Annotated in this window: 25 protein-coding genes; 16 read left to right on the forward strand and 9 right to left on the reverse strand. The window is 71.9% G+C overall.

Going from position 1 to position 25,786, the window contains the following annotated elements:
- Window positions 1-325 precede the first annotated feature (325 nt).
- From FHX52_RS20065 to FHX52_RS20080, 4 genes are all read left to right on the forward strand, one after another.
- The gene (locus FHX52_RS20065; protein WP_141824142.1) at window positions 326-1,909 is read left to right on the forward strand and encodes a S8/S53 family peptidase; all 1,584 of its coding nucleotides are present in this window, start codon (window positions 326-328) and stop codon (window positions 1,907-1,909) included.
- Window positions 1,906-2,487 carry an RNA polymerase sigma factor gene (locus FHX52_RS20070; protein WP_141824143.1) on the forward strand — a complete coding sequence of 194 codons (582 nt, stop codon included), beginning with the start codon at window positions 1,906-1,908 and terminating at the stop codon, window positions 2,485-2,487. The genes FHX52_RS20065 and FHX52_RS20070 overlap by 4 nt, the downstream gene beginning before the upstream one ends.
- A gap of 1 nt (window position 2,488) precedes the next feature.
- Window positions 2,489-2,986, forward strand: a complete 498-nt coding sequence (locus FHX52_RS20075; protein ID WP_141824144.1) for a hypothetical protein — start codon at window positions 2,489-2,491, stop codon at window positions 2,984-2,986.
- 92 nt (window positions 2,987-3,078) lie between these two features.
- Entirely contained in the window at window positions 3,079-5,619 is a 2,541-nt protein-coding gene (locus tag FHX52_RS20080) for a CHAT domain-containing protein (RefSeq protein ID WP_141824145.1), read from the forward strand.
- Window positions 5,620-5,661: 42 nt separating this feature from the next.
- On the opposite strand, the gene FHX52_RS20085 is transcribed toward FHX52_RS20080, so the two are convergent.
- Both FHX52_RS20085 and FHX52_RS20090 read right to left on the reverse strand, forming a co-directional pair.
- Window positions 5,662-6,849 (reverse strand): flavin-containing monooxygenase, encoded by a 1,188-nt coding sequence (locus tag FHX52_RS20085; RefSeq protein WP_141824146.1) that lies wholly within the window; start codon window positions 6,847-6,849, stop codon window positions 5,662-5,664.
- The gene (locus FHX52_RS20090) at window positions 6,846-7,520 is read right to left on the reverse strand and encodes a DUF2461 domain-containing protein (protein WP_141824147.1); all 675 of its coding nucleotides are present in this window, start codon (window positions 7,518-7,520) and stop codon (window positions 6,846-6,848) included. Before FHX52_RS20090 ends, FHX52_RS20085 begins: the two co-directional genes overlap by 4 nt.
- A 112-nt stretch (window positions 7,521-7,632) precedes the next feature.
- Between FHX52_RS20090 and efeU the strand changes: the two genes are divergently transcribed.
- The 4 genes from efeU to FHX52_RS20110 all read left to right on the forward strand — a co-directional run bounded on the left by efeU (window position 7,633) and on the right by FHX52_RS20110 (window position 11,865).
- Window positions 7,633-8,490 (forward strand): iron uptake transporter permease EfeU, encoded by an 858-nt coding sequence (gene efeU, locus FHX52_RS20095; RefSeq protein ID WP_141824148.1) that lies wholly within the window; start codon window positions 7,633-7,635, stop codon window positions 8,488-8,490.
- 88 nt (window positions 8,491-8,578) lie between these two features.
- Window positions 8,579-9,745: an iron uptake system protein EfeO gene (gene efeO, locus FHX52_RS20100; RefSeq protein ID WP_141824149.1), complete on the forward strand. Its 1,167-nt coding sequence runs from the start codon at window positions 8,579-8,581 to the stop codon at window positions 9,743-9,745.
- A gap of 23 nt (window positions 9,746-9,768) precedes the next feature.
- Window positions 9,769-11,103, forward strand: coding sequence for an iron uptake transporter deferrochelatase/peroxidase subunit (efeB, locus tag FHX52_RS20105; RefSeq protein ID WP_141824792.1), 1,335 nt, complete (start codon window positions 9,769-9,771; stop codon window positions 11,101-11,103).
- Between the two features lie 60 nt (window positions 11,104-11,163).
- Window positions 11,164-11,865 carry a class I SAM-dependent methyltransferase gene (locus FHX52_RS20110; RefSeq protein ID WP_141824150.1) on the forward strand — a complete coding sequence of 234 codons (702 nt, stop codon included), beginning with the start codon at window positions 11,164-11,166 and terminating at the stop codon, window positions 11,863-11,865.
- An 81-nt stretch (window positions 11,866-11,946) separates the two neighbouring features.
- On the opposite strand, the gene FHX52_RS20115 is transcribed toward FHX52_RS20110, so the two are convergent.
- The gene (locus FHX52_RS20115; protein ID WP_141824151.1) at window positions 11,947-12,339 is read right to left on the reverse strand and encodes a VOC family protein; all 393 of its coding nucleotides are present in this window, start codon (window positions 12,337-12,339) and stop codon (window positions 11,947-11,949) included.
- Between the two features lie 94 nt (window positions 12,340-12,433).
- On the opposite strand from FHX52_RS20115, the gene FHX52_RS20120 reads away from it, so the two are divergent.
- The 3 genes from FHX52_RS20120 (at window position 12,434) to FHX52_RS20130 (ending at window position 14,353) form a co-directional block, all read left to right on the forward strand.
- Window positions 12,434-13,342, forward strand: coding sequence for a DUF3626 domain-containing protein (locus FHX52_RS20120; RefSeq protein WP_246070290.1), 909 nt, complete (start codon window positions 12,434-12,436; stop codon window positions 13,340-13,342).
- A 4-nt stretch (window positions 13,343-13,346) separates the two neighbouring features.
- A complete protein-coding gene (locus FHX52_RS20125) occupies window positions 13,347-13,709 on the forward strand; it encodes a cupin domain-containing protein (RefSeq protein ID WP_141824153.1) in 363 nt (120 codons plus the stop codon).
- Window positions 13,710-13,783: 74 nt separating this feature from the next.
- Window positions 13,784-14,353 (forward strand): maleylpyruvate isomerase N-terminal domain-containing protein, encoded by a 570-nt coding sequence (locus tag FHX52_RS20130; RefSeq protein ID WP_185747454.1) that lies wholly within the window; start codon window positions 13,784-13,786, stop codon window positions 14,351-14,353.
- Window positions 14,354-14,385: 32 nt separating this feature from the next.
- Here FHX52_RS20130 and FHX52_RS20135 read toward each other — a convergent pair whose 3' ends face one another.
- Window positions 14,386-14,607, reverse strand: coding sequence for a hypothetical protein (locus FHX52_RS20135; RefSeq protein WP_141824155.1), 222 nt, complete (start codon window positions 14,605-14,607; stop codon window positions 14,386-14,388).
- 83 nt (window positions 14,608-14,690) lie between these two features.
- Window positions 14,691-16,001, reverse strand: coding sequence for an ROK family transcriptional regulator (locus FHX52_RS20140; protein ID WP_141824156.1), 1,311 nt, complete (start codon window positions 15,999-16,001; stop codon window positions 14,691-14,693).
- An 88-nt stretch (window positions 16,002-16,089) separates the two neighbouring features.
- Here FHX52_RS20140 and xylA point away from each other — a divergent pair, with 88 nt between their 5' ends.
- Window positions 16,090-17,277, forward strand: a complete 1,188-nt coding sequence (gene xylA / locus FHX52_RS20145) for a xylose isomerase (RefSeq protein ID WP_141824157.1) — start codon at window positions 16,090-16,092, stop codon at window positions 17,275-17,277.
- 67 nt (window positions 17,278-17,344) lie between these two features.
- Here the strand turns inward: xylA and FHX52_RS20150 are convergent, their stop codons facing one another.
- Window positions 17,345-18,529, reverse strand: a complete 1,185-nt coding sequence (locus tag FHX52_RS20150) for a diacylglycerol/lipid kinase family protein (protein ID WP_141824158.1) — start codon at window positions 18,527-18,529, stop codon at window positions 17,345-17,347.
- Between the two features lie 80 nt (window positions 18,530-18,609).
- On the opposite strand from FHX52_RS20150, the gene FHX52_RS20155 reads away from it, so the two are divergent.
- From FHX52_RS20155 to FHX52_RS20165, 3 genes are all read left to right on the forward strand, one after another.
- Entirely contained in the window at window positions 18,610-19,170 is a 561-nt protein-coding gene (locus FHX52_RS20155) for a DinB family protein (protein ID WP_141824159.1), read from the forward strand.
- Window positions 19,167-20,222, forward strand: coding sequence for a Gfo/Idh/MocA family protein (locus tag FHX52_RS20160; protein WP_141824160.1), 1,056 nt, complete (start codon window positions 19,167-19,169; stop codon window positions 20,220-20,222). The genes FHX52_RS20155 and FHX52_RS20160 overlap by 4 nt, the downstream gene beginning before the upstream one ends.
- A gap of 89 nt (window positions 20,223-20,311) precedes the next feature.
- Window positions 20,312-21,226: a cation efflux transmembrane domain-containing protein gene (locus FHX52_RS20165; RefSeq protein ID WP_141824161.1), complete on the forward strand. Its 915-nt coding sequence runs from the start codon at window positions 20,312-20,314 to the stop codon at window positions 21,224-21,226.
- Window positions 21,227-21,248: 22 nt separating this feature from the next.
- Here FHX52_RS20165 and FHX52_RS20170 read toward each other — a convergent pair whose 3' ends face one another.
- Window positions 21,249-22,667 carry a chloride channel protein gene (locus FHX52_RS20170; protein ID WP_141824162.1) on the reverse strand — a complete coding sequence of 473 codons (1,419 nt, stop codon included), beginning with the start codon at window positions 22,665-22,667 and terminating at the stop codon, window positions 21,249-21,251.
- Window positions 22,664-23,179 carry a hypothetical protein gene (locus tag FHX52_RS20175; protein WP_185747404.1) on the reverse strand — a complete coding sequence of 172 codons (516 nt, stop codon included), beginning with the start codon at window positions 23,177-23,179 and terminating at the stop codon, window positions 22,664-22,666. The genes FHX52_RS20170 and FHX52_RS20175 overlap by 4 nt, the downstream gene beginning before the upstream one ends.
- A gap of 142 nt (window positions 23,180-23,321) precedes the next feature.
- On the opposite strand from FHX52_RS20175, the gene FHX52_RS20180 reads away from it, so the two are divergent.
- Window positions 23,322-24,347 (forward strand): hypothetical protein, encoded by a 1,026-nt coding sequence (locus FHX52_RS20180; protein ID WP_141824164.1) that lies wholly within the window; start codon window positions 23,322-23,324, stop codon window positions 24,345-24,347.
- On the opposite strand, the gene zwf is transcribed toward FHX52_RS20180, so the two are convergent.
- The gene (gene zwf / locus FHX52_RS20185) at window positions 24,335-25,768 is read right to left on the reverse strand and encodes a glucose-6-phosphate dehydrogenase (RefSeq protein ID WP_141824165.1); all 1,434 of its coding nucleotides are present in this window, start codon (window positions 25,766-25,768) and stop codon (window positions 24,335-24,337) included. The genes FHX52_RS20180 and zwf overlap by 13 nt on opposite strands.
- Window positions 25,769-25,786 lie beyond the last annotated feature (18 nt).

The following is a 25,786-nucleotide window of genomic DNA, read 5'->3' on the forward strand; positions in this document are numbered from 1 at the left end:
GTCATCGGTTGGGGTCCATTGTGGCCGAAGGGGCATCCGGCGCAGCGCAGGTGAGAGGGGGCGCCGGCTGCTGCCTGCCGACGCCCCCTGGGCCCGGGCGAGTGCGCGCCCGAACCATCTGGTCACCGGACTCGCTGCCCCTCCGCAGCGCCCCTTGTCGTCCAGTGACCAACGCCCCCTGTGACCCTCAGAGCAGGCTGGGGACGGTCTGATACGTCTTGGCCCGAAAAGTTCTCTATGGGCTCGGTATCAAAAGTGAGTACGTGAACTCTGTCTGGGTGAAAGTGTCATTGCGACACGTCGCCGTCCCTGCAGGAGGTTCTTGATGTCCGAGTCCGGTCCCGGGTCCACCGGGGGTTCGAGCAACGCCGAGGGCGGCAACGGAGCACCGCCCACCCGGCCGCCGATGCGCGCGCTCGACCCGGCCACGGCCAAGCGCCTGCTGGACGGGAACCCGCCACGACCGGCGCTCTACCTCTCGGACCGGCTCATCGCCCGCAGCATCCCGCGCAACGCTCCTCGCGACCCCGAGGCCGAGGACCCGCTGGCCGAGGTGCTCAAGGGCCTCAAGCTGGGCTACCGGGTCAACCGGCGGCCCGGTGGGGGCACCCGCGACATCACGGACCAGGGCTGGGGGACCACGATCACGCTCGTGCCGGAGGACCCCATCGAGCCGGTCGATGCCTGGAGCACGCTGCAGGAGCTGCGCCGCACGAACCCGACACTCGCGGACGACCTCAGCCTCGAGCACGTCCTGCGTCCCGCCGACGGCTACTGGGGTGGCATCGGCGGCTACTGGGGCGGGATCGGTGGCTACTGGGGTGGCATCGGTGGCTATTGGGGCGGGATCGGTGGCTACTGGGGTGGCATCGGGCTCTCGGCGCTCCAGGAGTACTCCGTGCCCGGCCGCGGGGGCCGTATGCCGGTCAGCCTCGCCCTGCCCGACCCCGCGCTGCGCGCCCGCAAGGTCGACCGCAGCCCGGTCGTCGCCGTCCTCGACACCCCGATCGCCGACCACCCGTGGTTCCGCGACGACAGCCCCGGTGTGGTGCGGCTGCGCTTTGAGGACGGCCGGCTCGTGCCCGAGCCACCGAAGCCGGCCCTCACCGGTCAACCTGCCGACCCACCACCGCCCGTGGAGCCGGTGGGCCTGCTCCAGGGCCACGCCACGTTCATCGCCGGCCTGATCCGTCAGGGCTGCCCGGAGGCGACGATCCTGTCGATCCCGGTCATGGACGACGACGGCGTGGTCGATGAGAGCCACCTGCTCGACGTCCTCGAGGCGCTGCTCGCCCGTCACCTGGCCGCTCAGAAGCGGGGCGGCACGAAGGCCGATGTCGTCGACATCCTCTCCCTCTCGATGGGCTACTACGCGGAGGACACCACCTACAACTCCGGCCCGGTTGCCGACATGCTCGACCGTTTCGCCGCCGCCGGGGTCACGGTGATCGCGGGCGCCGGCAACGACGGCACCGACGCTCCCTTCGTGCCCGCGTCGCTGGCCGCCGCCCTGCCCGATCCGCCGAAGCCGCAGGTGCCTCCGGTGTCGAGCGTCGGCGCGAGCAACCCGGACCGCAGCACGGTGGCGCTCTTCTCGAACCCGCTCACGGTCATCACGGCCGTTCGCCCCGGGGTCTCGCTCGTCAGCACGCTCCCGCTCACCGACGGGATGGGCCAGCCCTCGTCGAGCGTCCCGACCCCGACCGGAGTGCGCTGCACCGTGGACCCCGACGACTACACCGGCGGTTTCGGGGTGTGGAGCGGCACGTCCTTCGCCACTCCCGTCTTCGCCGCCGAGGTCGCCACGGCGATCATCGCCCGGGGCGGCCTCAAGACCGTGACACCCGCTGCGATGTGTGAGCGTGCCATGGAGGCGCTTCGCACCTGCATCGACAAGGAGCCGACGTGACACCGACCCCCACGGCGCCCGACGGGCTCGGCACGCGCGCCGGCAAGGCCTTCGCCGCCTACATCGGCGGCGACCGCGAACGGCTCTCGGAGCTCGTCGACCTCGTGACACCCGTGCTGTGGAACGCCGCCCGCTCGCAGGGCGCGGCCGCGCCGATGTGCGAGGACGCCATCCAGACCGCCTTCCTCCAGCTCGTCGACCGGGCCGAGTCGATCAAGGAGCCCGCTGCGGTTCTCGGCTGGCTCGTCGTCGTCGTCAAGCGCGAGGTCTGGCGCCTCTCCCGAGGCTCACGTCGCGAGATCGGCGTCGACGAGGTGCCCGAGGCTCCGACCCAGCAGCTCGACCCGGAGTCGCATTCGATCCTCAGCGAGCGCCAGCGCGTGCTGTGGCAGCACATCGCCACCCTCACACCTCGATGCCAGGAGCTGCTCCGGGTCATCGCGTTTGCCGACCGCCCCGACTACGCCGCCATCGCGGAGTCGCTGGGGATGCCGGTCGGCAGCATCGGCCCGACCCGTGGCCGCTGCCTCCAGAAGCTGAGGACGACCCTCGGCTCCGACCCCGGATGGGCGGTCTGACATGACATCGCACACGGAAGCCATCGACGCCCGCGACATCGCCAACCTCGGCCAGCTCCGCGACCTGTTCGCGCACGCCGACCCGGTGCCCAGCGACCTGGCCGAACGGATGAAGTTCGCCATCACGGTCCACGCTCTGCACGCAGAGGTGGCAGAGCTCATGGACTCGGCGCTGCTGACCACCCGCGGCGCCGACGCCAAGGTGGAGCCGACCCCGACCGACTCGGTCACCTTCACGGCGGCCTCGGTCAGCCTCATGGTCTCGGCCAGCCCCAGCGATCAGGCCGACACCGACGCCCGCGTGCGGATCGACGGCTGGGTCACCTCACCCGGCGCCCAGATCGAGGCCGTGACCATCGAGGGCAGCGTGTCGGAGATTTCAGATGCGAACGGTCGCTTCGTTATGGATGATCTACCTCACGGGCCGGTGCATTTCGTCATCACCGACCCCGACAACGACGACGTGCGACCGGTCATCACCCCGACGATCCAGATCTAGGCCGATGACCGGCCCTGACGGAGAGGCCGGTCCGACTCATCGACCTGCTCGAGAGGGCGCGAACGCTGCGCGAGAGTGCGGCGGCCGACAACATGGCCGGCCGACCGCTCGAGGCTGCTCGCTCGCTCTCGGCGGCGCTCGAGGAGATCGAGCGGCTCGACGGTGAAGCCCCGTCGCGGGAGCGCCTCGAGCTGCGGTGCAACACGCTGATCACCCTGGCCCTGACGGACTTCATGCTCTTCGGCCTCGATGCGGCCTCGGCGCGCTTCGCCGAGGCCGAGGCGGTGATCGCGCAGCTCGGTGACTCCGGGCTGCAGGCGCGCCTCGACTACCAGCGCGCCAGCATCTACGGCCGTCTCGGCGACCTCGCCTCGGCCTGGCAGGGGCTCGAGGGAGCGGCGGCGCGCCTCGACGCGTTCACGCCCCGCGAGCAGTGCTCGGTGCACCTGAGCCGCGGCATGCTCGCCTTCGAGCTGTCGCGTCCGCAGCAGGCACTCGAGGCCTTCGCCGAGGCGGCTCGCCTCGCCGGCGCCCTGGGCGGGGTCGAGCAGGAGTTCATGGCGCGCCACAACGAGGGGTATGCCGCCTACCTCCTCGGTGACATCCCGCGGTCCCTGGCGGGGATGGCGGCCGCCGAGCTGCTCGCCGCCGACACCTACCGGGCGCCGGCCCGCCTCGACCGGGCGAGGGTCCTGCTCGAGGCCGGGCTCGTCCGCGAGGCGACGGAGGCCCTGCACGCAGGGCTCGCAGACCTTCCGGACGAGGGCCACGACCAGATCAGGGCGGAGTTCGACCTCGAGCTGGCCAAGGCCGAGCGGCTCGCGGGGCACCTCGACCGGGCTGCGGTGGCGGCCACCTCGGCCATCGAGACCTACCGGCGGATCGGTGCGACGGCCTGGGTCGCCAAGGCGACGCTCGTGTCGCTGCTCGTCGACCTCGACCGCCAGCAGCGAAGCAGTCGGCACGGTGACGACAGGGGCGGCGGCGACGTCATCGTGGCCCAGGCCGCAGCGGCGCTCGCCGACCAGCTCGTCGACGTCGCGGGCGAGCTCGGCGACTCCGAGCTCGCCGACGGGGCGCGGGTCGTCGCGGCCCAGGCCCTCCTGCTCGCGGGTGACGCACCGGCCGCCAACACGAGGTTGCTCAGCCTCGAGCGGATCTCGTCGGCCTCCTTGTCCGACGAGCTCGACGCCGCCGCCGTCACGGCGAGGACGCTGGTCGCGACCGGAGACCTCGGGCCGGCCCGACGCATCCTCGGCAGGGCCGCCCGCCGTCTCGCCGCCGGCCAGCAGGGCAGCGCCAGTCTCGACCTGCGCACGGCCCGGGCCGTGCACGGGGTGCGGCTCGCCGAGCTCGACCTCGACCTCGCCGTGCCCCGCGGGAGCGGCGCGGTGCTCGAGGTGCTGGAACGCTGGCGCAGCGCGACCGACCGGCTGCCCTCGCTCGGACGGCCCGATGACGAGCAGCTGGCCTCGCTCACCGAGCAGCTGCGATCGGTGCGCGGGCTGATGCGCGGCGAGAGCGACCCCGAGCAGCTGCGCGATCTCGAGGCAGACGCCTCGCAGCTCGAGCGGCTCATCCGCGACCGTGACTGGGCCTTGAGCCGACGCGGCACGGTCCGAGCGGTGCCGGTGCGGGTGCGCGAGGCGCGGGCGCACCTGCTCGACGTCGACCGCGACCTCGTCTGGTTCTTCCGGCACCGGGGACGCATCGCCGGGGTCGGTGTCATCGGGGGCCGTGCGGTGCTGCGCGACCTCATGCCGGCCGACCGTGCCACCGAGCTCGCGCAGCGGGTCAGGGTCGACCTGCGTGCCGCGGCGACGCACCACCTCGGCCCCCTGTCGGGCGCTGTGTGGTCGTCGCTGAGGTCGAGCGCGGCAGAGCTGGATGCCGGGCTGCTGCAGCCGTGGCGGTCGAGCCGTGGTCTCGTGCTGGTCACCTGCCCGGAGGTGTCGGCCCTGCCGTGGTCGCTGCTGCCGTCGATGCGTGCTCGACCGCTCACCGTCGCGGTCTCCCTCACCTCCTTCGCGCGGCGTGGGCTCGGCGGCGGGCCGTCGGTGGCGGGCGCGGCGCCGGAGCCTGCGGGGGCGCAGGCCGGCGTCCACATCAGCGTGGGCCCAGCGGTCCCGCGGGCCTCGGCGGAGGCGCGCGCGCTGGCGCGCACGTGGGGCACCCGCTCGCGCATCGCCCAGCCGTCCAGCCGGCAGGAGCTCGTCGCGGCCCTGGCCCGGCCGGGCATCGTCCACGTGGCGGCCCACGGCACGCACCAGGTCGAGTCGCCGCTGTTCTCGTCGCTCGTCCTGCACGACGGGCCGGTCTTCGCCCACGAGCTTCAACCCACCGGTGTGCGTGCCGACCACGTCGTGCTCTCCGCGTGCGAGGTCGGTCTCGAGACGGGCCGCCCCGGGCACGAGTCGCTCGGGCTCGCCCTCTCGCTCCTGTCGCTCGGGGCACGCTCGGCCGTGGCCGCCGTCGCGCCCGTGCCCGACGACGTGGCAGCCGCGACCATGGCTCGCCACCACGAGCTGCTCGCCTCTGGTGTGCCCAGTGACGACGCCTTGGCGCGCGCCGTGGCCGACATCGACGACGTCGCGGCGGCGTTCCTCAACCTCGGCGGCCAGCTGCGCCCCTGACCGGGACGGCCGACCGAGGGTCAGCGGGCCGGCTCGCGCTCCTCAGGCCTCGTGGGCCGCGATGAGCTCCTTGAGGCGGCGGTCCTTGGCGAGGGCCATCGCCAAGGCGATCTTCTTCGCGTCGATGGCGATCTCGCGCAGCATCCCCGAGATCGGGTTCGTGAAGCCGTTGAACCACAGCCCTCGTGCGCCGCGCCCGGTCGCCCCGCCGCGCTCGACGGGGTGACCCTTGTCATCGAGCAGACCGAGGTGCCCGATGAGGGGCTCGAGACCCTGCGAGTAGCCGGTCGCGAGCACGACGACGTCAGGCTCGAGCCGGGTGCCGTCCGAGAGCACGACGCCGTCACCGTCGAACGACTCGAGCGCCGCGACGGGCTCGACCCGCCCGGAGCGGATCGCGTCGATGATCCCGACGTCCTGCACGGGGATCGCGTTGTCGCGTTCCACGCGCGTCAGCAGTCCCGTGTCCGGTCGGGGCAGGCCGTATGCCGTGAGGTCGGGGGTCGTGGCCCGCTCGACGAGCGCTGCAGCGCGGTCGACGAGCGCTGACGGGAGGTGGCGGACGGTGATGCCGGTGTACTGCGCGGCATACGGGCCCGCGGAGCGACGCAGGATGTGCGGGATCGTGCGCACGGAGAGGCGCACCCGGGCGGCGCCGTGCTCGGCGAGGTCCACGGCCAGCTCGGTGCCGGTGTTGCCGCTGCCGACGACGAGGACGTCCTTGCCGGCATACGGGCTGCCGTTGCGGTAGGTGCGCGACAGGACGACCTCGCCCGAGAAGCCTTGCAGTCCAGGCAGATCCGGCTCGACGGGGGTGTGGTTGAAGCCGGTGGCGACGACGACGTAGGGCGCCGTCAGCCGTGACCCGTCACTGAGGGTCAGCGCCCAGCCGAGGCCGTCGTCGGAGCGGTCGACGCGCTCCACCGCGGTGCGCAGGCGCACGTCGAGGTCGAAGTGGGCGGCATACAGCTCGAGGTAGCGCACGACGTCATCGCGCGAGACCCACCGGCCCATCCTCTTCGGGATGGCCATGCCGGGCAGGCCCGACAGCTCGCGCGGGGTGTGCAGGTGGAGGCGGTCGTAGTGCCGCCGCCACGAGCTGCCGACGGCATCGCTCTTGTCGAGGACGACGCCGTGCAGACCTCGCTTCTTCAGCGCGGCTGCGGTGGCGAGCCCGGCCGGCCCGGCTCCGATGATGTAGGCGTCGACGACGGGGCTGCGGTGGCTCACCGGGACAACGTAGCGGGCGGCGGCTCGCTCGTCCCGACGTGGGCGCCCAGCCACTCGACGAGCGGACGCACGCCACGCCACGTGTCGCGCACCCGCGTCAGCGCCTGCCCGGTGTGCAACCACGCCGGCGTGCCGAAGTCGCGCACGACCATGAGCTCCTTGTGACGGAGCGTCTCGATGCGAGGGTGGTCGGCGGCATACCCCCTCGGGGTCGTCCGGACGGCCTCGCCGAGCAGCTCGAAACCCCTGCCCCGCAGGGCGGTGAGCAGACCCTCGAGCTCGAGCCCGGTGCTGGGGGCGTCGACCGCGGCGCGGAACCGCGCCGTCTGCGCGGGGCTCGTCACCCTGAAGCCGCCACCCGCCCGGAGCCCGTCCGCACTGAGCTGGACGTAGTAGCCGAGGCTCGTCCCGACGCCGACGAGCGCGCCCTGGTGGGTCTTGTAGGGCGACTTGTCGGCGCTGAAGCGGACGTCGCGGTTGGGCCGGAAGAGCCTCGCCTCGCCGAACTCGTCCTCGAGGCCGTCGAGCAGGGCGAGCATCGGCTCGCGGACGTCGTTCTCGTAGGTCGACCGGTGCTGCTGCCAGTGGTCACGGCTGTTGTCGGCCTCGAGGCCCGCGTAGAAGGCGAGTGCGCTGGGCGGGAACCCGGCGAAGGCGGCAGGGGTGTCCATGTGGTGACTCTGACACTGCTGCTGGCTTGTTAGGCAAGGCTTACCTGTGCTTTGCTGATTTCCGTCACGCCCCCGTGGCTTAATTCCTGAGAACTCCCTGAGAGAGGTCGCCGTGCTCGCGAGCAACGCGCTGATCGGACTGCGAGAAGGCCTCGAGGCCGCCCTCGTCGTCGTCATCCTCGTCGCCTTCCTCGTCAAGACCGACCGCCGCTGGGCGCTGCGCTACGTGTGGCTCGGGGTCGGCGTCGCCGTCGCCCTCTCGGTGGCCCTGGGGGCGCTGCTCACGTACGGCACGAAGCAGCTCTCCTTCGAGGCCCAGGAGATGATCGGCGGGCTCGCGTCGATCCTCGCGGTCGTCTTCGTGACCTTCATGGTCTTCTGGATGCGCACGGCCTCGCGCACCATCTCGGGCGAGCTCAAGGGCAAGCTCGACAAGGCCCTCGACCTCGGCCCGTTCGCGATCGCCCTCGTCGCCTTCCTCGGTGTCGGCCGTGAGGGCCTCGAGACCGCGATCTTCTTCTACGCGACGACCGAGGCCGCCGGGCAGGGCAACAACCAGCCGCTCATCGGCTGGGTCATCGGTCTTGGGGGCGCCGTGCTGCTGGGCTGGCTCATCTACCGCGGCGCCGTGCAGATCAACCTCGCGAAGTTCTTCCGCTACACCGGGATCCTGCTCATCCTCGTCGCTGCGGGCATCCTCGCCTACGGCATCCACGACCTGCAGGAGGCGCAGTTCCTCCCGGGCCTGAACACCCTCGCCTTCGACGTCAGCAACACCATCGACCCGGGCAGCTGGTACGCCACCCTCCTCAAGGGCATCTTCAACTTCACGCCGGCCACGACCGTGCTCCAGGCCGTCGCCTGGGTGCTCTACGTCGGCATCGTCCTCACGCTCTTCCTGCGGCCCGTCAAGAGCCGCCCGGCCGTCACCGCGCCGGCCTCCGAGACGAAGAGCGCCGTCGCCGCCTGATCTGCCCAGCCCACCGGGAGCCAGGGTCTCGCCGAGAACCCGCCACCCGGCATACCCCCACGCACAGCACCACACTCACAGGAGCCTCATGTCCCGCCCGTCCCTGCGCCGCGCTGCGCCCGCAGCCCTCGCCCTGACCTGCGTCCTCGGCATCGCCGCCTGCACCGACAAGGCCGAGACGGGCGGCTCGTCGACCTCCGCCGGCGCGGGTGGCGCGAGCGGCCCGATCACCGTCAACGCAACCGACACGACGTGCGAGCTGTCGGCGACGACGGCCAACGCGGGCACGATCACCTTCGAGATCACCAACGCCGGGTCGAAGATCAACGAGTTCTACCTCTACGGCGCGGGTGACCGCATCGTCGGTGAGGTCGAGAACATCACGCCGGGGCTCAAGCGCGAGCTCAAGGTCGAGGTCACCGAGCCGGGCACCCTGACGACGGCGTGCAAGCCGGGCATGGTCGGTGACGGCATCCGGGCCCCCTTCACCGTGACGGGGACGGCCACTGCCGCCAGCGCCGACCAGAAGGTCGCCAAGGCGATCGTCGACTACAAGGCGTTCGTCGCCTCCGAGGCCGACGAGTTCGTCGAAGGCACAGAGAAGTTCGTCGCGGCGGTCAAGGCGGGCGACGTGGCGAAGGCGAAGTCGCTGTATGCGCAGGCCCGCCACCCGTGGGAGGCCATCGAGCCCGTCGCGGAGAGCTTCGGCGACCTCGACCCGAAGATCGACGGCCGCGAGGACGTCATCGCCGAGGGCATGGCCTTCACCGGCTACCACCGCCTCGAGAAGGACCTCTGGACGAGCGGGCTGCAGAAGGACTCGGGCGCCATCGCCGACCAGCTGCTGGCCGACGTCAAGGAGATCGCGGCGAAGAGCAAGACCGTCGACCCGACGGCCCTGTCGATCGCGAACGGCGCCAAGGCGCTGCTCGACGAGGTCGCGACCGGCAAGGTCACCGGCGAGGAGGAGCGCTACTCGCACACCGACCTCTGGGACTTCGACGGCAACCTCGAGGGCTCGCGCCAGGCGCTCGCCGCTCTGCGCCCCGTCATCGCCGAGCGCGACCCGGCTCTGCAGAAGGCCCTCGACGCCCGGTTCACCGAGCTGTCGAGCCTGCTGGGCACGCACAAGGCCGGCGCCGACTACAAGAGCTACACCGCCCTCACCGACGCCGACATCAAGGCCCTGACCGTCTCGCTCGACGCGTTGTCGGAAGAGGTCTCGAAGGTGCCCGGCGTCGTGGAGGCCAAGTGACGGCGGACGCTCCCGAGCCCCACCTGCCCGAGCCGGTCGACGGCGCCCGGGAGGCAGGCGACGAGGCCGGTGGTGGCGTCAGCCGCCGCCGGCTCCTCGGCGTCTCGGGCACGGCGGCTGTCGCGGGCATCGTCGCAGGCGCCACGAGCACGTATGCCGTGACGCAGGCCGGTGCGGCCAGCGCGGCCCCCGACGTGGCGGCCACGACGGCCCCGGCCCTCGGGCTCGAGGCCGCCATCCCGTTCCGTGGCGAGCACCAGGCCGGCATCGTGACGCCGGCACAGGACCGCCTCCACTTCGTCGCCCTCGACGTCGTGACGAAGGACCCGGCGCAGCTGCGCGACCTCCTCCGGACGTGGACCCGCGCCGCCGAGCGGATGACGGCCGGCGCCGAGGCTGCGCCCGGTGGTCTCGTCGGTGGCGGGCCGAACCGGGCTCCCGAGGACACCGGCGAGGCCTTCGGGCTGCCGGCGTCCGGGCTCACGGTGACGATCGGCTACGGCCCCTCGCTCTTCGACGACCGCTTCGGCCTCGCGGACCGCAAGCCGGCCGCGCTCGAGGAGCTGCCGGCCTTCATCGGCGACCAGCTCGACCCGAAGCGGTCCGGCGGAGACCTCTGCATCCAGGCCTGCGCCAACGACCCGCAGGTGGCCGTGCACGCCGTGCGCAACCTCGTGCGGATGGGCTTCGGCGTCGTCTCGGTGCGGTGGTCGCAGCTCGGCTTCGGCCGCACGTCGTCGACCTCGACGTCGCAGGCGACACCGCGCAACATGTTCGGCTTCAAGGACGGCACCAACAACGTCAAGGCCGAGGAGCCCGAAGGTCTGGACCGGCACGTGTGGGTGGCGCCCGAGGACGAGAAGGGCGGCGGCGCCTGGATGGCGGGCGGCTCCTACCTCGTCGCGCGGCGCATCCGGATGCACATCGAGGTCTGGGACCGCACGTCGCTGCAGGAGCAGGAGGACGTCATCGGTCGCGACAAGAAGCAGGGCGCCCCGCTCGGCCAGGCCAAGGAGTTCGACACGCTCGACTTCGCGAAGAAGGGCCCGGACGGCCAGCCCGCGATCCCGATGCGTGCGCACGTGCGGCTCGCCCACGAGAGCCAGCTCGGCGGGGTGCGCATCCTGCGGCGCGGCTACAACTTCACGGACGGCTCCGACGGGGTCGGCCACCTCGACGCCGGCCTCTTCTTCATCGCGTACATGCGCAACCCCGGCACGCAGTTCGTGCCGATGCAACGGGCGCTCGCGAGCAAGGACCTGCTGAACGAGTACCTCGAGCACAACGGGTCGGCCGTCTTCGCCTGCCCGCCCGGCCTCAAGGACGGCGAGGACTGGAGCCAGGCCCTTTTCGCCTGATGTGCCGTCTAGGGTTGCGCGGGTGCTCCCGCACGGGGGGCGCCCGGCAGTGAGGACGTCATGAGGGCCGACCACTACGACAGCTTCGCCGTGCAGTACGCGCGGACCAACGAGACGGGCCTGTTCAACGCGTACTACGCACGGCCGGCGATGCTCGCGCTGGCCGGCGACGTCGAGGGGCGTCGCGTTCTCGACGCCGGCTGTGGCAACGGCCCGCTCATGGAGGCGCTCCGTGCAGGCGGTGCCACGGTGTCGGGCTTCGACTCGAGTGCGGCCATGCTCGAGCTGGCCCGGGAGCGGCTCGGGGAGGACGTGGACCTGCAGGTCGCCGACCTCAGCCAGCACCTGCCCTATGCCGACGGCGCGTTCGACGACGTCGTCTGCTCGCTCGTGCTCCACTACCTGCCGGACTGGACGGTGCCGCTGGCCGAGCTGAGGCGTGTCCTCAAGCCCGGAGGGCGGCTCCTCCTGGCGGTCAACCACCCGCGCATCCTCGAGGCGAGCGACCCTGACGCCGACTACTTCTCGGTCACGCAGTACTCCGACGAGTACACCTTCGAGGACGGTGAGACGTGGACGCTGACGTTCTGGCACCGGCCACTGCACGCCATGACCGACGCGTTCACCGCGGCGGGCTTCCGCCTCGCGGTCATCAGCGAGCCGCCGTTCTCACCCGACACCCCACGCGAGCTCCTGCCTGCGGACCTCGGTGACCGGACCGCCTTCATCTGCTTCATCTTCTTCGTCCTGCAGGCGGAGTGACGTCGCGCTGGCAACGCTGGCAACCGGCGACTGGGTTGGCCTGCGCGGTATGAGGCGTGGCCCTGCGAGCCGTGGGGCGTCCTAGAACTGCGGCCCCCTGCGCCACGCCATCTCCTGCAGCTCGATGCTGTTGCCGTCGGGGTCGGAGAAGCTCGCACCGCGCACGCCACCACCGAAGTCGTGGATCTCGCCCACGGCGACGCCGCGGCCGACGAGCTCGGACCGGGCCTGCTCGATGTCCTCCACGACGAGGTGCAGCCCACGGATGCTGCCCGGCTCACCGGCATACACATCGAGCCCGGTCCCGAAGCCGACCGAGCACCCCGAGCCCTCCGGCGTCAGCTGGACCACGCGAACCCCCTCGGCGGGCTGCACGTCGACGTCCTTGGTGAAACCGAGCTTGCCGGCGTAGAAGTCGATGGACCGCTCGACGTCCGAGACGGGCAGGGGGATGAGTTCCAGTTTCATCTGCATGGACACACATGCTGTCATCGGAAGGCATGCCGATCGCGTCACCGCCCGGGGCCGCTCCGATCATCCTTGGTCGGGCGCCTCTAGCCTTCGAGGGGTGAGCGGTGCAACTGGTGGGAGTCGGTGGGCCAGCGCGGCGGTGGAGCACGTCGACGACCGTTGCCACGGCGCCCCGCTCGAGCGATCGCAACGGATCACGCTGAACTTCCACCCCGACCGCGAGGCCGGCGGGTTGCACATCCTCGACGCGATGGCGCGGAGCGGCCGCTACCGGTCGCAGTTCGAGACCGGTACGGGCAACGGCGGCCTGACGGCCCATCCCGGCGGGGCGCGCTGGCTCTGGGAGCAGGCACTGTTCGGAGGCGCCTACGACGACGCTCCCGAGTCGGAGCGCCCAAAGTACGGAGCCCTGAACCACCGACGGCGTCCCCTCGGTGGCGCTCCGCGGTTCGGCTCAGCCCACCTGCGACTGCGGGAGCACGTACTCGACCGTGCCACGTTCTGCTTCCCGGACTCCGCCTTCAGCCCGACGCACTTCGCGACTGCCCATCGGTTCGACCTGTTCTCCTTTGCAGCTGAACACGACCGAGTCCTTGAGCTCACGGGAGAGGACGACGACCACGACCCCCTCGACGGCTACGTGGAGGCGCACGTGCACGGGCGAGTCATCCTCGTCGACGACGCCGAGGCCCTCGTCCTCGACCCGTGCTTCCGGGGCACCGACGTCGAGCGCAGGGCTGCGGCCCTCGGCGTGCCCGTGGAGTGGCACGAGGGACGGGTGCTCCCGATGACGGTGCTCACCGAGCACGTGGACTACCGAGGCCCGGAGCCGGTCGCCATCGCCAACGAGATCGCGCGGGACGGTGTCGTCGACGCCGGCATCATCGGGCAGGCGGCCCGGTCAGGACGCTACGGCATCCAGCCCCTCAAGCAGCTCTGGCACCTCACCGCCCAGTGGGGCCTCGCTCGCCCCGAAGCCCGTCCGTCCGCCCCGTTGGCAGACTGAGCGCATGAGCAGCGATGTCGTGGATCTTGACGAGAAGTTCGACCTCTTCACCGACGTCTGGTCGCCCAGGCTGGTCGCCCGGCTGAACGACTACGAGGTCAAGCTCGTCAAGGTCCAGGGTGACTTCGTCTGGCACACCCACGACGACACCGATGAGCTGTTCCTCGTCATCGACGGCACCCTGACCATCCAGCTGCGCGACCGCGACGTCACCGTGCGACCCGGCCAGCTGTTCGTCGTGCCTCGCGGCGTGGAGCACTGTCCCCGTGCCGACGGTGAGGTCAAGGTGCTGCTCCTGGAGCCCGCCGGCGTCGTCAACACCGGCGATGCAGGTGGCGATCTGACGGCCACGGTGCAGCCCATCTGAGGCTCACTCGGGTGGACGACCTCGCCAGGGACCGATCCGGACGTGGAGGCTCTAGGTTCGTCCTCGTGACGGCGATGAGTGGAGTGGTCGAGCAGGCGGTCGACGAGATGCGCGCGGTGCTGATGCCGGCGTCGGAGCGCAGCTGGGAGGTCAGGGCCGGCGACGTGGAATGGACCTGCCGGGCCACCGCTGCGCATGTCGCTGACGACCTGTTCTCCTATGCGTCCCAAGTGATCTCGCGGCCGAAGCGGGGCTACCTCCCGATCGAGGCCATGATCGACCCGGCGGCCAGCAACGTCGAGATCCTGACCGCCGTCGACATGTGCGGACGGCTCCTGACTCTCGCCGTGGACGTGGCCTCCCCCGACGTTCGGGCGTGGCACCCGTACGGGACGTCGGACCCCGACGGCTTCGCGGCCATGGGCATCGTCGAGGTCCTCGTCCACTGCTACGACATCGCGACCGGGCTGGGACTCGACTGGAGGCCCCCGTCGCCGCTGTGCGTCCCCGTCCTCGAGCGACTCTTCCCGGGAGCTCCTGCCGGCGAGCCCTCCGACGTCCTGCTCCACCTCACCGGGCACCGGGCGTTGCCAGGCTTCGGGCGTCTCACGAGCTGGTCCTGGGACTCCTCCGTGCGGGCCTGAGAGACCGCGACGACCGGCACCGAGGCCGATTCCTAGTCCGCGTTCCGCGCCACGAGGTAGAGCGGGACGAAGAACACGAACACCAACAGGCACAGTGCCGCCCACATCTCCGGACGCTCGATGGTGATCCCGGCCAGGGTCGCGACCACCGGCCGGTCTCGCTCCCTGCGCCTCCGGGCGTCCTGAAGCACCCACAGGCTGAGGGCAACCACGACCAGAACCACCACGAGGCCACCCGCCACGGTCGGATGCACCCCTTGAGTATCCCGCGGCCGGGCCGGTGAGCGGTGCTGCCCTCGGAACCAGCGGCAGTGGGAGCCGCGCCCTACGGCTCCGGTCAGTGCCCGGCGATCCACTCCGACGGGTGGGCGACGACGTCGTCGAGCACCCGCAGTCCGGCGCCGGCGAGCGACGCGCCCGGGCCCGCGGTGGCTGGGCCGATCTCGACCGGCGACCAGCGCGCGGCGAGCACCCGCTCACCGACCTGGGTGAGGATGCCCTCCTTCAGGTGCTCGAAGAGGCGGGCATAGATGCCGCCGAGCACGACGCGGCCGACGTCGACGAGGTTGAGGGTCGTCGCGACTGCGACTCCGATCGCGTCGGCGGCCGACTCCAGTGCAGCTCGAGCCTGCCCGGGTCGCGAGGCCGCCTCCAGGAGTGCCTCGACGGGGGTGTCGAGCGGCAGCCCGGCGCCGCGCATGACGACGTCGCAGCCGGCATACTGCTCGAGGCAGCCGTGGGCGCCGCAGCCGCACGGCGGGCCGTCGCGATCGATGACGGCGTGCCCGATCTCGCCGGACCAGCCGTGCTGGCCGCGGGCCAGCTCGCCGGCGATGACGATGGCGCCGCCGATGCCGACCTCACCGGCGAGGTAGAGGAAGCTCTGGGCATCGCGGCTCGTGCGCTCCGCAGCCGCGCGGGCTTGCACCTCGGCACGTGACGCCAGATCGGCATCGTTGCCGAGCATCAGCGGAAACCCTTGCAGCGCAGCATGTCTGGCAAGCTCGCCGAGCACGTCGACGTCATGCCAGCCGAGGTTCGGCGCGAGCTGGACGACCCCGCTCCCGTGCCGCAGCAGCGCCGGGACGGAGACGCACGCACCGGCGATGGCGACCGACCCGGAGAGCCCCTCGACGATCGGCGCCGCGAGCCGCGCCACCTGGCGCAGCACCGTCGCCGGCGTGCTGGCGCGGAAGTCGCCGTCGCGCCTCGCCTCGGCGACGAGGGCGCCCGTGAGGTCGGTCGCGCGCACGGCGAGGTGGTCGACCTGCACCTCGAGGCCGAGCCCGACGACCGTGCGCGCTGCGGGCGCGAGCAGCATGCCGGGGCGGCCGGCACCCGACCGCAGCTCGGGTGTCAGCTCGTCGACCAGCCGGGCGTCGATGAGACGGTCGACGAGGTCGGATGCCGTGGCCCGGGTGACCCCGAGCCCGCTCGCGAGGCGCGCTCGGGTCGTCGGAGCGGCCTCGACGATGGCGCGCAGCACGAGCGAGAGGTTGTGCTCACGCAGGCTCGCCTGCTGGGCGCCGCCGCGGGCCGTGCGGCCGACGCGGTCCAGCCGGCCGGACCGGACGCCGGGGACCACGCGCCCGGGTTGACCCCGGGTCACGACCGCACCGCCTCGCGCGGCGGCTTCGGTCTCGCTCACCCGTTGACCCTACCCCCTCCGACGTAATATGTTTGTTCAACATACAAATACCGAGACTCGGTATGCCGTTCGCTCGAGGAGGAGCCCCATGGTCCGTACGCCGACCCCTGACGACAAGTTCTCTTTCGGTCTCTGGACCGTCGGCTGGGAGGCGCGCGACCAGTTCGGTGACGCGTCACGGCCGCACCTCGACCCGGTCGAGTCCGTGCGCCGCCTCGCCGACCTCGGCGCCTGGGGCGTGACCTTCCACGACGACGACCTCGTGCCCTTCGGCAGCAGCGACGCCGACCGCGACCGGATCATCGCCGACTTCCGCAAGGCGCTCGACGACACCGGCGTCGTCTGCGAGATGGTCACGACCAACACGTTCAGCCACCCGATCTTCAAGGACGGCGCGTTCACGTCCAACAACCGCGACGTGCGGCGCTACGGCCTGCGCAAGGTGATCCGCAACGTCGACCTCGCCGCCGAGCTCGGGGCCGAGACCTTCGTCATGTGGGGCGGTCGCGAGGGGGCGGAGTACGACGGCGCCAAGGACATCAACGCCGCCCTCGACCGCTACCGCGAGGGCATCGACACCGTCGCGGGTTACATCAAGGACCAGGGCTACGACCTGCGGATCGCCATCGAGCCCAAGCCCAACGAGCCCCGCGGCGACATCCTCCTGCCGACCGTCGGTCACGCCCTCGGCTTCATCGCCGAGCTCGAGCACGGCGACATCGTCGGCCTCAACCCCGAGGTCGGGCACGAGCAGATGGCCGGGCTCAACTACACCTCGGGCATCGCGCAGGCGCTGTGGGCCGGCAAGCTCTTCCACATCGACCTCAACGGACAGCGCTCGATCAAGTACGACCAGGACCTCGTCTTCGGCCACGGCGACCTGCTCTCCGCCTTCTTCACCGTCGACCTCGTCGAGAACGGCTTCGTCAACGGCGGACCGCGCTACGACGGCCCGCGTCACTTCGACTACAAGCCGTCCCGCACCGAGGACGTCGACGGGGTGTGGGTGTCGGCTGCCGCCAACATGAGCACCTACATCGTCCTCAAGGAGCGCGCCGCGGCCTACCGCGCCGACCCGGAGGTGCAGGCCGCGTTCGAGGCGAGCCGCGTCACGGAGCTCGCGGTGCCGACCCTCGGCGACGGCGAGAAGCTCTCCGACCTGCTCGCCGACCCGTCGACCTTCGAGGACTTCGACGTCGAAGCCGTGGCCGAGGCCGGCTACGCCTTCGTCGCGCTCAACCAGCTGGCCGTCGAGCACGCCCTCGGCGCCCGCTGACCCGGAGACGGGAACGCGCGCCCCACCTCCCGCCGGGGGAGGTGGGGCGCGTCGCGTCCGGGGGTGCTCAGGTCAGGCCGACGCGCACCGTCAGAGAGGCGGGCCGCACGACGGCCGTCACCTCGGTCGCCTCGCCCAGCACGTCGCCGTCGACCTGCACCGGCACCGGGCGGTCGACGACGACGCGGATCTCCGTGCAGACCTTGTGGTCGAGCGTCGGGTGACCCTTGCGTCGCCGGGTCGCGACGCGGGTCGCGACCGGCACCCAGCCGACGAGTCCCCGAGGAGAGGCGATGACGGCGTCGAGGTGCCCGTCGTCGACGAGCGCGCTCGGCATGAGGACGAGGCCGCCGAGCAGCCGCCCGCAGTTGCCGATGACGACCATCCGCGAGCGCCGCCGGAACTCCGGCTCGTCGTCGACGCGCACCTTGACCCGGAACTCCGGCGAGATGAGGTGCTTGGCTCCCGAGACGAGGTAGGCCGGCCAGCCGACCTTGTTCTTGAGGTTCTCGTTGGTGCCCGCCATGATCGCCGCGTCCATGCCGACGCCGCTCATGACGAGGAAGTAGTGGGTCTGCGGCGCCTGCCAGCCGGCCGGCTCGCCCTCCGCGGCGTCCACAGCACCCGTAGGACCCGCAGCACCCACAGCACCCGCGGCATCGTGCTCGCCGCGCTCATCCCCCGCAACGGGCTCGAGCGGCCCTATGCGCAGCTCGCCGACGTCGATGCGCCGGTTGCGGCCGGTGAGCGCCACCGTCAGCGCCGCCTCGAGGCCGACGGGGAGGTCGAGGTTGCGCGCCAGGAGGTTGCCGGTGCCCGCAGGCAGGATGCCGAGCGGCATCTCGGTGCCGACGAGGACGCTCGCGACGCCTCGCACCGTGCCGTCACCGCCGAGGGTGCACACGAGGTCGACGCCGTCACGCAGGGCAGCAGCGGCCTGCCCCGGGCCGGGGTCCTCGGCGGTGGTCTCGAGGAAGAGCGGCTCACCCCATCCGTTCGCGCGGCAGGTCGTGGTGATCCGCTCGCGGACCGGCCCGAGGTCGGTGAACTTCGTCGGGTTGATGATGACGGCCGCCCGCCGAACCGGGGTCTCCTGCTCCTCGGAGCGGAAGTGGCCGCGGTGCGGTCGAGGGCGCCGTCGGCGCAGCGGAGCAGTCACGTCAGGGGCGACGCGGCTCATGACGACGCCGCCGATGACCAGCGCCAGCACCACGGCCCCGACGACGATCCACGGCAGGTAGTCACTGAGCACGAGTGCACGGTATCGCCAGCATGCCCGACACCCGGAATCGCCGGTCCCCGGCCGCTGCCGGCCACCCCTACGCTGGGCGCATGACCGACCTGCCCGCCGGCGACGCCGTCGATCCCGGCCCGTCCACGCCCGACGATGCCGACTGGACGTGGGTGCTGTCGAGGCCGTGTGTCGACTGCGGCTTCGACGCCTCCGCGCTCGCCGTCGACGACGTCCCCGCCGTCCTGCGTGACGCCGCGAGCCGGTATGCCGTCCGGCTGGCCGAGCCCGACGCCCACACTCGCCCGTCGGCCGGGGTGTGGTCGCCTCTCGAGTACTGCTGCCACGTCCGCGACGTGTGCGACGTCATGCGTCACCGCCTCGAGCAGATCCTCGACGGCGGAGGCGAGCTCGTCCAGTTCGCCAACTGGGACCAGGACGCGACGGCGGTCGAGGGCCACTACTGGCGCTCGGACCCGACGGACGTCCAGCGCGAGCTCGCCGCCGCGTTCGAGGCGGCTGCGGCGGCATACGCCCGCCCAGTGGGGGACGAGTGGGAGTGGCCAGCCTTGCGCAGCAACGGATCTCGCTTCACTGCGCGCACGCTCGCGCTCTACTTCATCCACGACATCCGCCACCATCTCTGGGACGTGAGGGCATGACGCTACCGATCGAGGTTCCTCTCCAGCTGCCGCAGCCGCGCACTCCTGACCCCCACGACGCCCCGGCGATCCGCTGGGGCATCATCGCCCCCGGGGGCATCGCCCACACCTTCGCCGAGGCTGTCGCGGTCGGCACGGCGTCGCAGGTCGTCGCGGTCGGTTCGCGCAGCAGCGAGCGGGCGCGGGACTTCGCCGACGAGTTCGCGATCCCCACGGCATACGGCAGCTACGAGGAGCTCGTCGCCGACGACGAGGTCGACGCCGTCTATGTCGCGTCGCCCCACTCGGAGCACCGTGACCACGCCCTGCTCGCGATCGAGGCGGGCAAGCCGGTGCTCGTCGAGAAGGCCTTCGCGCGCAGCGCGGCCGAGGCGCGGCAGGTCATCCTCGCCGCGGAGGCTCGCGGGCTGCTCGTCATGGAGGCGATGTGGAGCCGCTTCCTCCCGCACTACGACGTCGTGCGGCACGTCGTCGAGACGGGGCTCATCGGTGACGTCGTCGCCGTCTTCGCCGACCACGGTCAGCGTCTCTATCCCGACGGCCCGGCGCGGCTGGCGCAGCCCGACCTCGCCGGGGGCGCCCTGCTCGACCTCGGGGTCTACCCCGTGTCCTTCGCCGACATGGTGCTCGGCGCCCCCGCCCACGTCGCTGCCACCGGCACGCTGACCGAGCTCGGGGTCGACGCGACGACGACGATCACGGTGACCGGGGCCGGCGGGGCCCACGGCGTGCTCTCGTGCACGATGGCTGCCGTCACTCCCTGCACCGCCGTCGTCGCGGGCACCGAGGGCCGCCTCGAGCTGAGTGGCACGTTCTACGGGGCGGGCTCGGGCATCCGTCTCGTCAGCCGCACCAACGAGGTTCTCGACGAGCACCCTGCGGGCATGCCCGAGGATGTGCGCGGATTCTCTTATGAGGCAGCGGAGTTCGCGCGCTGCCTCGTCGCGGGCGAGCGTGAGTCGTCGCTCCTGCCGCACTCCACGACGGTGCGCGTCATGGAGACGATGGACGAGGTGCGTCGCCAGGTCGGTGTCACCTACCCGGGGGAGTAGGCGACGTCACCGACGCGGGCCTCACCCGAGCGGGGTGATGCCCCGTGCCCGTGCCGCAGCCATGATCGGATGGCGCGGACGGAGGACGCATGACGAGTGATGCCACCCGGGAGGCGGCCTTCCGCGCGCTGCGGGTGTCGGTGGTCGCGGGCGGTGTGTCGGCGGTGCTGGCCGTCGTCTGGGGGCTCGCGTCGGGCTCGCGCGTCATCCTCTTCGACGGGGTCTCCGCCGGCATCGGGCTGCTCATGAGCGGCCTGTCCCTCGCGGCCGCGCGGGCCGCGGCGTCGGGCGCGTCCCACGCCTTCCCCTACGGCCGGCAGGCGATGCTGCCCCTCGCCATCGGTGGGCAGGGCCTCGCCCGGCTCGGCTTCACCGCCTACGCGGTCGCCGACGCCGTGACGGTGCTGCTCGCGGGCGGCGACAGCGTCGAGACGGGCTCCGCGCTGCTGTATGCCGTCATCGCCGCCTGCCTGTGCCTCGGCGTCACGCTGTGGCTGCGTCGCCACGAGGGCACGAGCGAGCTCGTCGCAGCCGAGGTGCTCGGGTGGCGCATCGCGACGATCCTCTCCTTCGCGATCCTGTCGGGCTTCGCCTTCGTGGCCCTCCTGCCGGCCGGCGACCTCAAGCAGACCGCGGCCGCCTACGTCGACCCGGTGCTCGTCATCGTCGTTTCGCTCATCGTCCTGCCCAGCCCGGTTCGGCTCGTGCAGACGATGCTGCGCGAGCTGCTGGACATGCGTCCGCCGGAGGAGATCGAGGCGCCGGCCCGCGCGGCCGTCGTCGAGGTCTGTGCCGGCATGGGCCTGCCCGAGCCGGTCATCCGCATGACGAAGACCGGCGGCCGGCTCTACGTCGAGGTCGACCACCTCGTGGAGGCAGGCACGTGGGACGTCTCCGACATCGACCGGCTGCGAACCGCCCTGGGCGCCCGGCTGCGGTCGCCGGCCTACACGACGTGGATCAACGTGGAGCTCTCGTGCGACCCGACGTGGCAGCTCGGCTGACCTGACCGCGCCGGCCGGCGGCTCAGGACGGTGTCGAGGCGACCACGGCGGTGGCCTCCTCGCGCCTGCGGGAGGCGGCCCGGGTCAGGCGGTCGAGCCCGAGGCTCGTGGCGATGCCTGCGAAGGTCGCGACGAGGACGCACGCGAGACTCGTCGTCACTGCGAGGGCCGGTCCGCCGATGCCGATGACCATGGCGACGGCGGTCCACGGCAGGCGGTAGCCGCCCGCGATGCCGGAGGCGGCACCCGACGCTCCCGCGAGGTCGCCGGAGATGCCAAGGTGGGGTGCGAAGGACCGGCCGGCGAGGTCGCCGATGGCGAGGAACGGCACGAAGACGCCGCCGCACCCTCCGGCGGCCACCGCGGCCGTCGTCGCAGCCGCCCTCAGCCCGGCGACGAGCAGCAGCAGACCTGCAGGCGCGGCAAGCCCGGCGGGGCTCTCGGCCCAGAGGATCGCCCCGCCGCCGGGCCCGACGGCCGAGCGCTGGTCTGCGACGAGGAGCAGGGTCACGGTGGCGAGGAGCATGGCCCCGGCGCCGACGACGAGCCGCCGGGTCGGGCCGGCGCTCCAGCCCCGCACGCGATAGATGGCCCAGCCCGTGACCGACGTCAGGGCGCCCGCGATGACACCGACATAGAGGCTCGCCCGGAGCACCTGCAGCCAGTCGTCGGGAGCCACCGTGGGCGTGATGAGACGGATGAGGTCGAGGCCGAGGGTGATGTTGACGGCCCACCCGATGACGCCACCGAGGAGCGCGGCGACGACTCGCCCGGGGCTGAGCGGCACGCGCCGGCGACGGCCGAGCTCGAGGATGAAGGCCGTGCCGACGAGGGCGACGCCCATGAGGGCCGAGACCCCGGCAGCCCCACCGGCGACGGCAGCGCCGCGCAGGAGTCGCCGCATGCCCGGGCGGAGCTGGCCGAGCCAGGCGCCGGTGGCGACCCCGAGGTGCGCGGCCGGCGCCTCGGTGCCCATCGGTGCACCGCTGCCCACCGTGATGACGATCGCGAGCGCGCGGAGCGGGGCCTGCCGCCACGGGAAGCGCTCCTCCACGCCAGCGGACAGCACGACGTCACCCGTGAGGTCGGCGCGGGCGACGTCCGACGGGAACCGGCGCCACGACAAGGGGATTCGCAGGTAGCGCGGCCACCGCCGTCGGGCACGCCGGCTGGGACGAGGGGCCACTGGGCGGTCCGTCAGGGTCTGCACGGGGTCGCCGCGACCGATGACGTGGAGGACGAACGTCGCCGCAGCGATGCCGAGCACCGGCACGGCGATGACGACCCAGGCGTCCTGGCGCGAGACGACCGCGAGCAGCTCCTTGATGACCGTCGTGACCGTCACCACGACGCCGGCGCCGACGAGACCCCCGAGCGCGGCGCCCGCGGCATACGGGCCGGTGGCGCGCCAACCCGTGTCGGTGGCGGTGGGCTCACTCATGAACCGACCACCCACTTGGCTGTGGCAAGCCCGACGGCCGCCGCCATCGAGATGAGGCCCCAGGCGAGCGACCGGGCAGGGCTGGATCCGTGGGCGCGCAGCTCGATGCCGACGAGGAGACCGAGAAAGACCGCGGCGCTCATCCGGGCCCCGAGCCGGTCGTAGTCGCTCGAGGCCAGCAGGGCGACGACCGTCGCCGTGAGCGCGATGAGTGAGGCCATCGCGAGCTGGAAGCCGAGCAGCAGCGCCGGCTTGATCGTGTAGGTCGGGTCCTTGACGAGCCAGACGGCGAGCATGAGGGCGAAGGCGTGGGTGAGGACCAGCCCCACGGTCGTCACCCAGACGATGACGATGAGGTCGAACTTCGAGTGCGGCTCGTGGTCGCTGCCCGCGATGAGGGCGCCGAGCAGCGCCAGGCACACGGTCAGACCCATGACATCGACCTCACGGCGCATGGCCGGCTGGCCGATCGTCTGCGTCAGCAGGGTCGGCGCGTATCGCGCCACGAGCACCTCCCCGGAGTGTATGGGCGAGATGTCGGGTTGCGCCCACGAGCCCCGCAGGGCGTCCCTGCATGGTGCAGTCCGATCCGCGAACGCACTTCACCCGTGCGGGGTGAAGTCGCAGGGGGTCGCCTTGGGCCCACAATCACGCATGCGACGTCGACCGGTGATCCTGCTCGCCCTGCTGCTCGCCCTCATGGGGTTGACGGCCTGCGGCGGGGGCGGCGGCATCACGCTGCCGACATCGCTGCCCAGCATCAACGTGCCGACCACGCTCCCGAGCCTGACGCTGCCGACGCGGTCGGAGGCCTCGAGCCCCTCGGAGGCAGAGACCCCCGAGGCGACACCGACGCAGAGCGAGTCCCCGACGAAGAGCGAGGCGCCCACGCCGAGCAAGACGCCCGAGGCGACGCCGACCGTCACCGAGACGCAGACCGTCACCCAGACGGCCACCGAGACCCAGACCGCCACGGTCGAGCCGACCCCGACCGAGACGGTCACGCAGACCGTGACGCAGACTCCTACTGAGACACCATCGGAGACGACGTCGTCGACGGCTCCGGCCGAGGCTGCGCCCGAGACCACCCCCACCTCCACCGAGTCGACGACGTGGTGGCCGTGGCTGCTGCTGCTCCTGCTCGCCGCAGCCGGCCTCGTCTGGCTGTTCCTGCGCCGCCGTGAGGCGCAGCGGGTGCTCGACGAGTGGGATGCGAAGCTCGCCGAGAGCCGGCGTGAGGCGACCTGGGTCGAGGAGTCGCTCGTCACCCAGGTGCTCGCGATGCCGACAGCCACCGAGGCCACCCAGGTGTGGACGGCCGCGGGCCCGAGGCTGCTGGCGATCGACGAGTCACTGCTGGCCCTCGAGGGCAGCGCCCCCGACGAGGCGAGGCGCGCGTCGGCGGCCGCTCTGCGCGACCGGCTGGCCCGGCTCGTCGAGGCGGTCAGCGCCGACACGGCTGCCGGACCGGACTCGACGCCCGACGACTTCCGGGCCCGTCGCGCGGCCATCGACACCGCACGCCGCGAGCTGCGGGCCGCACTCGCGGCCAGCGCCGACCCGAACGCCAACCCGAACTCCAACCCGGGCGGGAACACCCCGCCCGCCGGCGGCACCCCGCCCGCCGGCGGCACCCCGCCCGCCGGCGGCACCCTGCCCTCGGGCGGTCAGGAGCCGTAGTCGTTGGGGTTGCGCCAGCGCCGCTCGAAGGGCAGCCGCCACGTGAAGGGCGCGACGAGCTGGTGGATCTGGTTCGGGCCCCACGTGCCGGCGTCATAGGGCCGCACGGTCGGCGGGTTGTCGAGCAGCGGCTGTGAGATCTCCCAGAGGCGCTCGATGCCGTCGGCCGAGGTGAAGAGGGTCCGGTCGCCGCGCGAGGCGTCGTAGATGAGCCGCTCATAGGCCTCGAGCACCGCTCCCGCCCAGTTCGTCTCCTGCATGGAGAACTGCATCGAGAGCTTGTCGAGCTTCATGCCGGGGCCGGGCCGCTTGCCGTAGAAGGAGAGCGACATGCGCGCCTTGTCGGCGAGGTCGAAGGTCAGGTGGTCGGGGCCGTTGTCGCCCACCCCGGAGCCGGCCGGGAACATCGAGCGGGGCGGCTCCTTGAAGGCGATCGAGATGATCCGCGCGCCTTCCGCGAGCCGCTTGCCCGTGCGCAGGTAGAACGGCACCCCGGCCCAGCGCCAGTTGTCGACGAAGCACTTGAGGGCGACGAAGGTCTCGGTCTGGCTCTCGGGCTTGACCCCCGGCTCGTCGCGGTAGCCGACGTACTGTCCGCGCACGACGTCGTGCGGCTGGATCGGCGACATCGAGCGGAAGACCTTGTTCTTCTCCTCGCTGATCGCCGCCGGCTCGAGGGCGGTCGGCGGCTCCATCGCGGTGAAGGCGAGCACCTGGAAGAGGTGGGTGACGACCATGTCGCGGTAGGCGCCGGTGCTCTCGTAGAAGTCGGCCCGCTGCGCGAGCCCGAGCGTCTCGGGCACGTCGATCTGGATGTGGTCGATGTGGTTGCGGTGCCAGATCGGCTCGAAGAGGCCGTTGGCGAAGCGGAAGGCGAGGATGTTCTGTGCCGCCTCCTTGCCGAGGAAGTGGTCGATGCGGAAGATCTGCTCCTCTGCGAAGACCTGGTGCAGCTCGGCGTTGAGCGCCTTGGCGCTCGCGAGGTCGGTGCCGAAGGGCTTCTCCATGATGATGCGGCTGCGCTCGACGAGCCCGGCCTCACCGAGCTGGTGCACGACGGCGAGCGCAGCCTTGGGCGGCACCGAGAGGTAGTGCAGCCGCCACGCGTCCGCGCCGAGGATCGCCTCGGACTCGTCGACGGCGGCGCGAATCCCTTGCGGCCCAGCACTTCCGGGCACCCAGTGGATCCGGGCGGCGAACTCGCGCAGGTCGTCGTCACTGACGTTGTGGCTGCTGTGCTCGCGCACCGAGGCGAAGACGAGCTCGAGGAACTCGTCACGGCTCAGGTCGTCGAGCGAGGTGGCCACGACCCGCAACCCCTCGATGAGCTGTGACTCGTGCAGGTGCAGCATGCCGGGGAGCAGCTTGCGCTTGGCAAGGTCACCGGTGGCACCGAAGAGGACGACCGTCGTTGCAGGCATGGCCACAGCGTGGCGCAG

It is taken from the genome of Humibacillus xanthopallidus (assembly GCF_006717145.1).
In the GTDB taxonomy this organism is placed as follows: domain Bacteria; phylum Actinomycetota; class Actinomycetes; order Actinomycetales; family Dermatophilaceae; genus Humibacillus; species Humibacillus xanthopallidus.

Excerpts from the sequence above, each read along its gene's own strand:
- FHX52_RS20065 (WP_141824142.1), top strand. The coding sequence starts at position 326 with ATGTCCGAGTCCGGTCCCGGGTCCACCGGGGGTTCGAGCAACGCCGAG.
- FHX52_RS20075 (WP_141824144.1), top strand. The coding sequence starts at position 2,489 with ATGACATCGCACACGGAAGCCATCGACGCCCGCGACATCGCCAACCTC.
- FHX52_RS20080 (WP_141824145.1), top strand. The coding sequence starts at position 3,079 with ATGGCCGGCCGACCGCTCGAGGCTGCTCGCTCGCTCTCGGCGGCGCTC.
- FHX52_RS20090 (WP_141824147.1), bottom strand. The coding sequence starts at position 7,520 with ATGGACACCCCTGCCGCCTTCGCCGGGTTCCCGCCCAGCGCACTCGCC.
- efeO (WP_141824149.1), top strand. The coding sequence starts at position 8,579 with ATGTCCCGCCCGTCCCTGCGCCGCGCTGCGCCCGCAGCCCTCGCCCTG.
- FHX52_RS20110 (WP_141824150.1), top strand. The coding sequence starts at position 11,164 with ATGAGGGCCGACCACTACGACAGCTTCGCCGTGCAGTACGCGCGGACC.
- FHX52_RS20115 (WP_141824151.1), bottom strand. The coding sequence starts at position 12,339 with ATGCAGATGAAACTGGAACTCATCCCCCTGCCCGTCTCGGACGTCGAG.
- FHX52_RS20125 (WP_141824153.1), top strand. The coding sequence starts at position 13,347 with ATGAGCAGCGATGTCGTGGATCTTGACGAGAAGTTCGACCTCTTCACC.
- FHX52_RS20130 (WP_185747454.1), top strand. The coding sequence starts at position 13,784 with ATGAGTGGAGTGGTCGAGCAGGCGGTCGACGAGATGCGCGCGGTGCTG.
- xylA (WP_141824157.1), top strand. The coding sequence starts at position 16,090 with ATGGTCCGTACGCCGACCCCTGACGACAAGTTCTCTTTCGGTCTCTGG.
- FHX52_RS20155 (WP_141824159.1), top strand. The coding sequence starts at position 18,610 with ATGACCGACCTGCCCGCCGGCGACGCCGTCGATCCCGGCCCGTCCACG.
- FHX52_RS20160 (WP_141824160.1), top strand. The coding sequence starts at position 19,167 with ATGACGCTACCGATCGAGGTTCCTCTCCAGCTGCCGCAGCCGCGCACT.
- FHX52_RS20165 (WP_141824161.1), top strand. The coding sequence starts at position 20,312 with ATGACGAGTGATGCCACCCGGGAGGCGGCCTTCCGCGCGCTGCGGGTG.
- FHX52_RS20170 (WP_141824162.1), bottom strand. The coding sequence starts at position 22,667 with ATGAGTGAGCCCACCGCCACCGACACGGGTTGGCGCGCCACCGGCCCG.
- FHX52_RS20180 (WP_141824164.1), top strand. The coding sequence starts at position 23,322 with ATGCGACGTCGACCGGTGATCCTGCTCGCCCTGCTGCTCGCCCTCATG.
- zwf (WP_141824165.1), bottom strand. The coding sequence starts at position 25,768 with ATGCCTGCAACGACGGTCGTCCTCTTCGGTGCCACCGGTGACCTTGCC.